Raw genomic sequence first — 11,403 nt, 5'->3', positions numbered from 1 at the left:
CTCGTCGAAGTGACCGACCATCCCGACGAGTTGGCGCTCGCCGAGGAGCTGCTCGTGGCCGAGGGCTGCGTGGTCAGGGCGGCAACCGCCCCCGAGGCCGCGCGCGTCGGGCCCCGCCGCGCGGGTCTCGTCGTCGAGGTACGGCTGCGGGGCGCACGGCGCGGTGCGCGCAAGGCAGCGGTGCACCGGGTGGAGCGCCTGGCCGCGCGGCGCTCACTCGCGCTGTGGGTACGGGAGTCGACGCTGTGCACCCCGCCCCGCGAGCGCCGCACGCCCTACCACGTCCGGCTCGCCCCGCCCACGCAGGGCAGCGCGGCCGCCCGACGCGTGCTGCGCCTCGCCCGGCACCTGACGGGCGCGCACGACCAGCGGGCGGTCTCCCTGCCGGGCCCGCCGGACCGCGCGGCGGCCGTCGCCGAGCTGACCGCGAGCCGCTTCGGCGACCGCCTCTTCGACGCCTCGTCCGAGGAGGTGCACGGACCACCGGACCCGCCGACACAACCCGGCGACGCACCACGGATCCTCGATCCCACGACGGCGAGCGGCCTTCTCTCGCTCTGCCTCAGCGTGGCCGCGCTCTGCGCGGGGGCCCTGGTCTGCCTGACCCTCGGCGGCGCGCTGCAACGCCTCGACACCCCCTGGCGGTGGACGGCGCTGCTCCCCGGGCTCGCGCTCGGCGACGCGCTCGGCTGGTTCCTCGCGGAGCGCCATCTCTCCCGCCCCCGGCGGTTCGCCCTGGGTACGGCGATGGCGGCGATGTTCCTCTTCCTCGGCTACCAACTGATGCTCGCGCTGCCCGTCGCGGGCGGTGACGTGCTGTGGGCGACGTCGCTGACGGTGCTGGGCGTCGCGGGTGCGGCCCTGGCGGGGGCGGGGGTCTGGTGGGCTCTCGTCCCCTCCTGGCTGAGCAGGAACGCGCACTGGTTCGTGCCCGTGGTCGCCGCGCCGCTCTTCTTCGTCGTGCCGTGGTTCGGACGGCTCCTGTACACCCTCTACTTGACGGTGGGTTTCGGCGTGCCCGTCGAGGCGGTGCCGGTCACGACGTACTCGATGACGTACGCGGCCCTGAAGCCGATCGGTCTCGCCGCGGGCTTCGCGCTCGTCTTCGTGGCCGCCGCGGGGTGGGCGCGGCACACCTACTGGGGACGTGTTCCTGGCGACGGCATACCCGGTTTCGTCCTGCCCGTCGTCGCGGCGCTGTACATCGTGACGACGCTGCTCGTCGGCCTGATCACGGCCGCTGCCGCCACGGACGACGCGGCGGCCGCCGTCAAGGAGGGCCGCAATCCGCCGGGTTACTACGGCCTGCACGGAACGCTCATGTGCGCGAAGCCGCTGAGCAAGGACATCGCGGTCTACAACGGCCCGCTGGTCACGGACCGCCCGGTCCTCACGTTCGGCAGCACGGGCGAACGGATCTGGCTCTGGGGCTTCCAGAAGGCCAAGGGAGGCAAGAGTGAGAAGGGTGACTGGGCGGCGATGAGCGTCAGACTCGAGGACGTCGTGCTCACCGCACCACCGAAGAGCGACGAGACACGCTGCGCCTGACGCCCACCGCACGCCCACACCTCAGCCGAGCGCGTCCCGCGCCTCGTACGCGGCCGCCGCGACCGCCAGGTCCTCCCAGGCCATCCCGGCCGACTTGAACAGCCGGGGCCGCCCCTCCTCGCCCTTCACCTCACCCCGCACGAGGGCGTCCAACGTGTGCAACCGCGCCATGTCGAAGGCCCCTTCACCGACCGCGAGCACCAGGTCGCCGCACTCGCGCCCGGCCACTTCGCGGGACTCCGCGACCACCGTGGCGCGGCCCACGAGAGCGGCGTCGACCTCGCGGGCGTCCGGTTCGTGGGAGCCGACGGCGGCGACCGTCGCGTGGTCGGGCAGCAGGGAGCTGTCGAAGAGGGGCTCGCGTGCGGTGGTGCAGCAGCAGACGATGTCCGCGTGGGCGACGTCCTGCGGCACGGCGGCGGCGGCGCCGAGACCATCGGCGCGGCAGCGGTCGACGAAGGCGGCGACCCGCCCGGCGTCGCGCGCGACCACGTCGACGTGGCGCAGCCCCGGACGCACCGCCCGCACCGCCTCGACATGCCCCCACGCCTGCGGCCCCGTCCCGAACACCAGCAGCCGCTCGGCCCCCGGCACCGCGAGCTGCCTGATGGCCACGCCGGACACGGCGGGCGTACGCAGCGACGTCAGCGCGATGCCGTCGAGCAGGGCGAGCGGAGTGTGCGTCACCCCGTCGAGGAGGAGGTAGAGCCCCTGGATGCGGGGCAGCCCGCGATCCGCGTTGGCAGGCGTGACGGTGGCGATCTTCACACCGGCGTACGATGCCGTGGCCGACGGCATCAGAAGCAGCTGCCCGCCGGGCACCTCCACGACCCCGCGCGGCGGTTCAGCTTCCGGATCGAATCCGGAGGCGAGCACGGTCTCCAGAGCGTCGACCGCGGCGGACATGGGAACGAGACGGGCCAACGTCCCGGCGTCGATCTGAACTGCCGTACCGGGGCGCGAGCCGCCCTCGTCGTGCGAGTGGTGTGAGTGGTGCGAGTGGTGCGAGGAGTGGGCCTTCATGGGGGTTCTTCCGTCCTCTCGTCCGCGTACATGAGCCCACGCTGTCCGCCCGTCCTTCCGGCCCGGCGCGTCAGCTCACGCTGGTGATCACCCCTCTATGGAACACGTCGATCGCCGAGTCGACGCTCCGAATGAACCCGGACGCCGCGTTTCCGCGCGTACTGCCGAGCGTCCGGGAGAGCGAGAGCCGGAAGCCGGTGATCTCCCCGGCCGCGCCCCTGCCGGGGGCCGGAAGGAGATCCGCGGGCTCCGGGCGGAGCCGGTCCAACGTGCCGCGCGGGCCCGGCACTTCGCCCCGCATCAGCGTCTCGACGTGCAGATCGGCCGGGGCCGCGGCCAGCTGCTTCATGAGGCGCTTCACCCAGGTCAGCGGATACCCCTGGTCGGCCGCCCGCACCTCGATCGACGTGCGCAGTCGGCTCAGTCGCAGATCGGCGGTGAGGTGCAGCGGTCCGGGCGCGCCGTCGATCCTGATCTCGGCGTGCAGCCGGCCGTCCTCGCACAGCGACTTGGCGAGCGCCGCGCGGCGCGACTGCGGATCCGTGCCGCGCCTGGCGCGCTGGACAGGGACGACCTTCTCGCCGAGTTCGCCCCCGAGACGCAGACAGACCTGACGGATGAGCCGCTCCCAGCTCTCCACCACCCGCACCGCACGGGGATCACCCGGTACGAGGGTCTCGTCGTCGATGCCGTTGCGGACCGAGACCCAGTCGGGGCCCATGTTCTGGAAGCCGTGGCAGCCCGAGTTCTCGTGCTGGAGATAGTGGAGGAGTTCCTGGAGCAGCCAGGCGTGCGGCCCCTGGCGGACTCCTTCGTGGTGGATCAGCATCTGCGCCTGGTGCGTCACATCGGCCCAGGAGAGATGCCACAGCGCGACCTTGTTCCTGCGCCGGGCATCGGTCCTGGCCTCCACGAGCGGGCTGCCGTCGAGTGCCACGTCGTTGGAGAGGGTGATGACGGCTTCGTAGCCGCGGCGCGCGGCGATGTCGAGGTAGTCCCGCACCTGTTCGGCCCGGAGCGGATTGCCGTTGGTCTTCGTCTCCACGAGGGCGGTCCACAGCCTGCCCGCGCGTTCGACGCGGATGACGCCGTCCGGGCGCCGGGGGTGGTCCTGGTTCGGCAGGACGACCTCGGTGAACGTCTCCATGCGGCCCGCGGGCGCACCGAAGGCGGCCGTCAGCCCCCGGCCGAACTCCGGCACTTGTGCCATCACCGACAGCAGGATGGAGGTCGCCCGCACCTCACGGTCCTTGTCGCTCTTGAGCGAGGAGAGCGGGAAGAGCCGCGCGGGCCGCCACTCGTCGTTCTCCGCCAGGGACGGCTTGGCGGGCGCCCTCGGCAGCGTGGCCTTCTTCTTCGCCGTACGCAGTCGACGGGGCTGCGGGGCAGGCGGTGGGGGCGAGACGGCGGCGGGCGCGAGGACCGGTTCGGCGGGGGCCGGGCGGTCCGGGGGAGCGGCCGCCGGATCGGTCGTCGCGGGCTGCGGCGGTACGTCCTGGTCGTCGTCCTCGTCGATCTCGATGCCGTAGTCCGTGGCGAGGCCCGCGAGGCCCGTCTCGTACCCCTGTCCGATCGCGCGGAACTTCCACTCGCCCGCGCGGCGGTAGATCTCGGCGAAGACGAAGGCGCTCTCGACGGTCGCCCCCACGATGGCGAAGCCGATGAGGTCCTCGCCGGACCCGCCGGTGAGGGTGAGCCGGAGGTCCTGCAACTCGCCGAAGCCCGCGCGCCGGTACCGGCTGGCCGCGACGACCACGCACTCCACGGTGGCGGGCAGTGCCGACAGGTCGAGCCGGATTCTGTCCTCGCTGCCGTTGTCGGTCGGTGTCTGGCCGAGGAGTTGGACGGAGCCGTCCGCCGCGACCGGATGGTTGTAGAAGTAGAAGTCGTCGTTTCCGCCGACCTTCCCGTGCTCGCGGAGCAGCAGGACCGACACGTCGCAGTCGCCCTCACCAGTGGCGCTGCTCCAACCGAGCCGCACCATGAAGGAACCGCCCCCGTCGGCGAGTGCCGGAAGAGCCGTGTTGGCACCTTTGGTCAGTTCACGCACGCGAGCCCCCCGAGGTAGGGAAGGGCGGCACGGTCGAAGGCCGAACGGCCCTCCTGACGATGGAAGTTGATTGTTCCTCTGTCATAGGAGCTTGCGGCGCGCCCTGTCACCCTGACAAGGCTTCGGCCCGGCAAGCCGGATACCGCAGGGGTCCCTCAACTCGCCGCCCGGCGGCTCGGGTTGTGACACGTGATGCGTGGGAATCGTGAAGATCTCGTGTGTGATTCTTGGGGATCGGTCACGGGAGCGGAAAACTCAGAGGGCTCACTCGGCGCTTTCGAAACAGGTCGGGCGCCGACCCATGCGATGGGAGACCGATCAACGATGTTCACTCTGGTACGGAGCAGAGCGCGGAAGACGGCGCTCGCGCTCTCGGCCGTCGCGGCCCTCGCCCTCGGCACGACCGCCACGGCCGGCGCGGCAGCGGCCCCCGCTCCCGCTCCCAAGAAACAGGGACCGACCTCGGTGGCGTACGTCGAGGTGAACAACAACAGCATGCTGAACGTCGGCAAGTACACCCTCGCCAACGGCGGCGAGAACGTCTTCGACGTCGCGGTGATCTTCGCCGCGAACATCAACTACGACACGAACAAGAAGGCGGCGTACCTGCACTTCAACGAGAACGTGCAGCGCGTCCTCGACAACGCCGACACGCAGATACGGCCGTTGCAGCAGAAGGGGATCAAGGTCGTCCTCTCGGTGCTCGGCAACCACCAGGGCGCCGGATTCGCCAACTTCCCGTCCCAGCAGGCGGCTTCGACGTTCGCGAAGCAGATGTCGGACACCGTCACCAAGTACGGCCTCGACGGCATCGACTTCGACGACGAGTACGCCGAGTACGGCAACAACGGCACGGGTCAGCCCAACGCCAGCTCGTTCGTGCACCTGGTGACGGCGCTGCGCGCGAACATGCCGAACAAGATCATCAGCCTCTACAACATCGGCCCGGCCGCGTCGCGCCTCTCCTACGGCGGCGTCGACGTCTCCTCCAAGTTCGACTACGCGTGGAACCCGTACTACGGCAGCTGGCAGGTCCCCGGCATCGCCCTGCCCAAGTCGAAGCTGTCGCCCGCCGCCGTCGAGATCGGCGGGACCTCGCAGAGCACGTCCGCCAGTCTCGCCCGACGCACCGTCAGCGAGGGCTACGGCGTCTATCTGACGTACAACCTCGACGGCACCGATCGCAGCGCCGACGTCTCCGCGTTCACCAAGGAGCTGTACGGCAGTGGCGCCGTCTACAAGCCGTAAGGCCATCCCGTAGCGCCCGCGAAACCGTACGAGCCGCGCCTTCGACAACGATGTCGGAGGCGCGGTCGCATGTCGTGCCCCGGTACGACCCGGTGGAATTCGGTGGGCCCGTGGTCCCGTTCGCGTGCCGTCGCGTAGTACCGCGGTGCCGTCATCGCGCTCGCCGTCAACCGCGTGGCCCGAGGTCGACGTCACACGCAGCACAGGGGGCACATCCGGCCCCTCGGAGACGATGAATGACCTGGAGGCAACACCCATGAAGCGGTGGGCTGCACATACGACGTCGCTCGCGATGGTGACGTCCGCACTGCTGGGAGCGGTCGCCGTCGCTCCCTCGTCGCACGCGGCGGAGCGGGCGGACCGGTCGCAGCGGGCGGAGGGGTTGGAGCGGTCGGAGCGAGGGCACGAAGCGACCCGGGCCGCGCTGCGCGCGTTGGTCGAGAAGGGGAAGCTGCCCGGTGTCGCCGCCAAGGTCCGGGACGGCAAGGGCAGTTGGTTCGGTGCGGCCGGGTACGCCGACACCGACATACGGCGCAAGCGGTCGGCCGCCGATCACTTCCGCGGGGCCAGCATCACCAAGACCTTCGTCGCGACCGTCCTGCTCCAGCTGGAGGCGGAGGGGAAGCTGAGCCTGGACGACACCGTCGAGACGTGGCTGCCCGGCCTGATCCAGGGCAATGGTTACGACGGCGGGAAGATCACACTGCGCCAGCTGCTCAACCACACCAGCGGCATCGCCAATTACACCGACGACCCCACCATCGCCCACAACTCCGCGGGGCCCGGCTTCCTGGAGCACCGCTACGACACCTACGCGCCCGAGGAGCTCGTGGCGGCCGGGCTGAAGCAGCCGCCGCACCCCGACCCCGAGAAGTCGCCGCAATATTCGAACACCAACTTCGTGATCGCCGGGATGGTCATCGAGAAGGCGACGGGCCGCGGGTACGCGCAGGAGGCCACCCGGCGGATCATCAACCCGCTGAAGCTGCGCGGGACGTCGTTCCCGGGCGCGGCGCCCGAGCTGCCGAACCCGCACCCCGTCGCGTACTCCCGGCTCCACCAGAAGGCCCCCGACGCCGACATCGTCGACGCCACCGAGCAGAACATGACGTGGCTCGGCGCGGCGGGCGACGTCATCTCCACGGCCGACGACCTCAACCGTTTCCAACGCTCCCTGATGCGAGGTGAGTTGCTGCCGCGAGCGCAGCTGAAGGAAATGCTCGAAGAAGTGCCGGACGGAAAGGCCAACGGGTTCGGACTCGGCGTCGAGTTCGCCGAACTGTCCTGCGGAGTGAAGGTGGTGGGCAAGAGCGGCCGTGCCAACGGTTCGGTGTCGGCCATGGTCGGCACGGCCGACGGCAAGCATCAGCTGACGTTCAACATCAACGGCGACTGGCTGGGGGACGGCTCGATCTACACCGACGTGGTCGAGGCCGAGTTCTGCGGCAAGGTCCCGAATCCGGAATGACAGAACTGACCCGTTTGTTCGAGCGTCCATAACAGGAGGGGGCTTTCCGGGCGAGACGGTACGAGTACGCCCGGAAAGCCCCCGCCCGGCAAGGAGTTGGAGCAGGAGGAGGCAGCACAGCGTGGAGCACGGTCTTGACGTCGTCGTGAGCAGCGCGGACGTCTTCGTGGCGCACGGGCTGCGCTGGACGGTCGAACATCGGATGCGGGGCGACTTCTCCGAAGTCAGCGTCACCGAGGCCGCCACGCTCGGCGAGGCGGTCACCGCGACGACGACGTTACGTCCCAAGGTCATCGTGCTGGACATGGGCCGGACCCCGGCGCAGTACTTCGCGTATCTGCCGGTCCTGACCGAACACAGCGGGGTCGTACTGATCTCCCGGCGCCACGACGCCAACTTCGCGCAGCTCGCGCGGCGTCGGGGAGTCGCGGAGGTCCTCGTGTACGACGAGTCGGCGGATCTGCACGTGGTGCGCGCCGTGCGCAGTGCCGTGGTGAGCGCGCCCGCGGCGGGTGGCTCGCCTCGCTCGGCCGCTGCCTGGAACGCCCTCGGGGCGCTGCCCGCGCTGCCCGCATTACCCGCGCTGCCGAAGCGCGCAGCCGGGCCGCACCCTCCCTTACTGCGTCTGGTGGGCGAGACGCCCGGCGGGGACGCCGCGGTGCGTCCGGATCTGTCACGGCGGGAGAACGACGTGATGAGCCTGGTGGCCGACGGGCGGACCAACGGCGAAGTGGCCGTCGCCCTCGGGCTGACCGAGAAGACGGTCAAGAACCACATCAACCGCATCTTCGCGAAGCTCAACGTGCGGACGCGCGTCCAGGCCGTCCTGGCGTGGCAGCCGGTGCGCGACGACAACTGAACGAACGAATGAATGAATGAATTAACGAACGACTGAACGACCGAGCCGGGCGCTCAGGCCGCCCTCAGGATCTGCTCCACCGTGACGTCGACCTCCCACCACTGGTCCTCTTCGCCCATCGGCACCGCGTCGTAGGTGCTCTCCAGGAATTCCTCGATCTCCGGCAGAGACATCCACAGGGACGCCTGCTCGTCCTCCGCGCCGAGGCGCAGCAGGACGAACTCCGGTGTGGCAGGCGTGATCTGTACGTTCCCCAGCCCCGTCGGCACGAGCAGCCCCTCCGCCAGCATGCTGCGGCTCACGACCCACACCGACGGCTGCCGGCTCGCGCGGATCTCCAGTTTCATGGCGATCGAGTGGGGGTCCCTGGTGTCGTACGTCAACTCCACGTCCACCGGGGCCGTGCCGTCCGGCTCGACGAGTTCGAAGACCGTCTCGGCCGATACGCGTGTGTGACGTGTTCCCATGGCTGTGACTCCGTTCCTCCGGCGTTGGCCGGTTCGAGTGTCTCTTGTGTTGTTTCCTGGTGTTTCCCTGGCTTGCCCTCACACCCGCTCCGCGGCGGCGGAGGAGGAAGCAGTGGCCTGGGTCGGCAGGGTGCGGCGGGCCGTGGTGATGATCGCGGGGCGCTCCGCCTCGTCCGTACGGCGCACGATCCTGCTGAGGAAGAGCCCGAGGACCGCGCCGTAGATGAGGTGGCCGAGGAGGCTGAGCACGATGATCTCGATGGTCGGGACGAACAGGAACTCCGTGCCGCGGGGCAGCAGGACGACGGTGGCGAGGAGTCCGAGCCAGATGAACACGCCGTAGCCGAGGGCCAGGAGGACCGGGTGGCGGCGGACCAGGGCGGGGCGGAAGTTCATCAGTACGCCGCAGAAGACGAAGAAGGCCACCGCGATGCCACCGCCGTCACCTATGTAGCGCCACAGGTAGCCGACCGGCACGTTCCCGGAGTCGGATTCCGTGATCCAGCCGCCGAGCCGCGGGATGAAGTCGGGCCAGGCGTTGGTGAGATAGGCCATCGGGATCCGCAGCCCGTCGTAGGCGGTCACCGCGACGAGCCCGGCGAACATTCCGTGCCCGGCCCAACGGCCCTCTGTGGAACCTCGCTTGATCAGTACGGTCTTCGCGGCCATCAGCGGTATCACCAGGAGGGCGGCCCAACTCATCGGCAGCGCACCGAGTATGTAGAGCGGGATGGCGGCCACCGGCAGGGCCCCCGCGGCCATGAGCACGCCGACCCGCGTCCAGTTGGTCGCCTGTCGCCGCTGTCGCAGGTGCCTCCGCTGTCGCAGGCTCCGCTGGGAGAGGTGGCAAGGGAGAGGAACCGGCTGCCTGGTTCCGGGCCGGACCACAAGGGGCTGCACGGGTGCGGACGTTTCGGTCTGCTCGACGAATTCCGTGACTGCCACCGGAAGAACCCCTTGTGATCCGGCCTGCTACGGCGTGTGCCGCTCCCAGGCGCTTGCGTTCCGCCGAGCCGAACTGCCGCTCGTCGCGGGCGATGTAGAGGAGGTTCTCCGAAACGCCGACAGCGGAACAGGGCCCACGGGCCCAAGGGGGGCGATCAGTAGAGGTGGCGGGCGAAAACGTCCGACTTGCCGTTGGTGTCGCCGGGCACGATGTTGTCGGCCGCGGACTGGAAGACCACGTCGCGCCCGCCCGTGCTGACCGCGTCGGTCCCGGCCGACGCGGGCTGGTCGGAGATGATCTCGTCGGTGCCCGTGCGCAGGTCGCGCAGCGTGAGCGCCGGTCCGCTCGTGTCGCGCGGGGCGTACAGCAGATAGCGGCCGGTGGGATCGATGGCGACGCCCTTGGCGTTGGGGAGTAGTTGGGCGGTGCCCGTGCGCACGTCGTGGACGTAGGTGTCGGAGCCCGAGAGGTAGACGACCTTGCCGCCGTCGTCGCTGAGCTGGACGAGGGCCGCCGCCTTGTCCGGGCCCTCGATCGGTCCCGAGGTGGTGGCGCCGGTCCTGTCCCACAGGAAGACGTCTTCCGTCTGGCCGTCCTGGTAGGCGACGTAGCGTCCGTCGCCGCTGATGGACGGCTTGGACGGCTTCGAGTGGGTGAGGACGGCGACATTCTGGTTGGCGCCGCCGTTGTTCCAGTCCTGCACCTCGATGCGCTGGCCGAACGTCGGTTGCCTGGGGTAGCGGACGACGTGGGCGGTGTAGCGGCCGTCCGTGTTCAGGGACGCCTGGTCACAGGTGTAGGCCGAGCAGTTGAGAGAAGCCGTACGTCCCGTGCTCATCTGGTACTGGCGAATGCGCACGTTGGTGATCCACTGGTGCGCATAGCCGATGTACTCCCCGTCACCGCTGATCACCGGGGGTCCGATGGGGGAGAGGTCACCCATCCGCTGGTTCTGTCCCGTCCGCTGGTCCCGGACGTACACACTGGCGCCCGCCGACGCGGCATCGGCGGTGAGGTTCGTCGCGGACGACGAGAAGATGACGCGGCGCCCGTCGTGCGTGATCGACGCGTCGGCGGAGTCGCCGTCGGCCTGGGTGCCGTCGGCCGCGACGCTGATCCGCTCGACACCGGCGCCACGGGCGCCCGCGGGCTCGGCCGACGCGACTCCGGGCAGCGCCACCGTGACCGCGCAGACCGCGACCGCCGCGCCCAGGGCGGCCCGCGCGCGTCTGGTGGTGCTCCGGGTTACTTCTGCACTCATGTTCCCCCCACATAGGACATGGCCTCTCCTCCAGTCCCCACTGGAGGGCCATCAGCATGCAACCGTGATCGCACTGTGGGGTCAATGCGTCACATGACGTATAAAGATGCGCAGTTCCGGTCATGTGCGTAGACGGAAACGTGGTGTGCGGGGGCGACGGAACCGGGTACCGTCTTGTTCATGTTCTTCCAGACGCCGATTTACGAGTGAGCGTGACGGGCCTCCGCTGATGTCCTCGGACGTCGCCGCGCCCGTCCCCACCGATGAATCCGTAGATCACTTCACACCAATCCGGGAGAACCCGTGAGCAAGAACATCAACAACCCTGTCGGTATGGGCGGCGGCCAGCGCAAGAAGCAGTCCCGCGCCGAGCGCCAGAACAACGGCCCGCACCGCAACCTCGACCGCCAGGGCGCCGCCGACCAGAAGGCGGAGCTGGTGCGCAAGATGCGCGAGAAGGTGGGCGGCACCGAAGGCGCCACGCAGTCGGGCGACGACGACACCGCACAGAGCTGACACACGTACGACAGCAG

At 69.8% G+C, this 11,403-nt stretch carries 10 protein-coding genes; 5 read left to right on the top strand and 5 right to left on the bottom strand.

The genetic code is table 11. The features are described from left to right. Positions 1-9 precede the first annotated feature (9 nt). Positions 10-1,548 carry a hypothetical protein gene (locus CP970_RS07730; RefSeq protein WP_107099141.1) on the top strand — a complete coding sequence of 513 codons (1,539 nt, stop codon included), beginning with the start codon at positions 10-12 and terminating at the stop codon, positions 1,546-1,548. A 21-nt stretch (positions 1,549-1,569) separates the two neighbouring features. On the opposite strand, the gene CP970_RS07725 is transcribed toward CP970_RS07730, so the two are convergent. Together CP970_RS07725 and CP970_RS07720 are read right to left on the bottom strand one after the other, a co-directional pair. Then, positions 1,570-2,571, bottom strand: coding sequence for an ornithine cyclodeaminase family protein (locus CP970_RS07725; RefSeq protein ID WP_079044057.1), 1,002 nt, complete (start codon positions 2,569-2,571; stop codon positions 1,570-1,572). Between the two features lie 70 nt (positions 2,572-2,641). Next, positions 2,642-4,612, bottom strand: a complete 1,971-nt coding sequence (locus CP970_RS07720; RefSeq protein WP_150494751.1) for a TerD family protein — start codon at positions 4,610-4,612, stop codon at positions 2,642-2,644. Positions 4,613-4,945: 333 nt separating this feature from the next. Between CP970_RS07720 and CP970_RS07715 the strand changes: the two genes are divergently transcribed. The 3 genes from CP970_RS07715 to CP970_RS07705 all read left to right on the top strand — a co-directional run bounded on the left by CP970_RS07715 (position 4,946) and on the right by CP970_RS07705 (position 8,196). Next, positions 4,946-5,869, top strand: coding sequence for an endo-beta-N-acetylglucosaminidase H (locus CP970_RS07715; RefSeq protein WP_055554872.1), 924 nt, complete (start codon positions 4,946-4,948; stop codon positions 5,867-5,869). A 256-nt stretch (positions 5,870-6,125) separates the two neighbouring features. Next, positions 6,126-7,337: a serine hydrolase domain-containing protein gene (locus tag CP970_RS07710; RefSeq protein ID WP_055554871.1), complete on the top strand. Its 1,212-nt coding sequence runs from the start codon at positions 6,126-6,128 to the stop codon at positions 7,335-7,337. 121 nt (positions 7,338-7,458) lie between these two features. Beyond that, positions 7,459-8,196, top strand: a complete 738-nt coding sequence (locus CP970_RS07705; protein ID WP_055554869.1) for a helix-turn-helix transcriptional regulator — start codon at positions 7,459-7,461, stop codon at positions 8,194-8,196. 53 nt (positions 8,197-8,249) lie between these two features. Here the strand turns inward: CP970_RS07705 and CP970_RS07700 are convergent, their stop codons facing one another. From CP970_RS07700 to CP970_RS07690, 3 genes are all read right to left on the bottom strand, one after another. Next, entirely contained in the window at positions 8,250-8,663 is a 414-nt protein-coding gene (locus tag CP970_RS07700) for an SsgA family sporulation/cell division regulator (protein WP_055554867.1), read from the bottom strand. Positions 8,664-8,741: 78 nt separating this feature from the next. Continuing rightward, positions 8,742-9,608 carry a hypothetical protein gene (locus tag CP970_RS07695; protein ID WP_150493085.1) on the bottom strand — a complete coding sequence of 289 codons (867 nt, stop codon included), beginning with the start codon at positions 9,606-9,608 and terminating at the stop codon, positions 8,742-8,744. Positions 9,609-9,763: 155 nt separating this feature from the next. Then, positions 9,764-10,870: a TolB-like translocation protein gene (locus CP970_RS07690; RefSeq protein ID WP_055554862.1), complete on the bottom strand. Its 1,107-nt coding sequence runs from the start codon at positions 10,868-10,870 to the stop codon at positions 9,764-9,766. A gap of 303 nt (positions 10,871-11,173) precedes the next feature. Between CP970_RS07690 and CP970_RS07685 the strand changes: the two genes are divergently transcribed. Next, entirely contained in the window at positions 11,174-11,386 is a 213-nt protein-coding gene (locus CP970_RS07685; protein WP_055554860.1) for a DUF6243 family protein, read from the top strand. The last annotated feature ends 17 nt before the right edge of the window (positions 11,387-11,403 follow it).

It is taken from the genome of Streptomyces kanamyceticus (genome assembly GCF_008704495.1).
Taxonomy (GTDB): domain Bacteria; phylum Actinomycetota; class Actinomycetes; order Streptomycetales; family Streptomycetaceae; genus Streptomyces; species Streptomyces kanamyceticus.
This window is presented reverse-complemented; position numbering and strand designations above follow the sequence as displayed.

Bases quoted from the DNA above. Each gene is read 5' to 3' on its own strand.
- CP970_RS07700 (WP_055554867.1), bottom strand. From the start codon at position 8,663: ATGGGAACACGTCACACACGCGTATCGGCCGAGACGGTCTTCGAACTC.
- CP970_RS07715 (WP_055554872.1), top strand. From the start codon at position 4,946: ATGTTCACTCTGGTACGGAGCAGAGCGCGGAAGACGGCGCTCGCGCTC.
- CP970_RS07690 (WP_055554862.1), bottom strand. From the start codon at position 10,870: ATGAGTGCAGAAGTAACCCGGAGCACCACCAGACGCGCGCGGGCCGCC.
- CP970_RS07710 (WP_055554871.1), top strand. From the start codon at position 6,126: ATGAAGCGGTGGGCTGCACATACGACGTCGCTCGCGATGGTGACGTCC.
- CP970_RS07725 (WP_079044057.1), bottom strand. From the start codon at position 2,571: ATGAAGGCCCACTCCTCGCACCACTCGCACCACTCACACCACTCGCAC.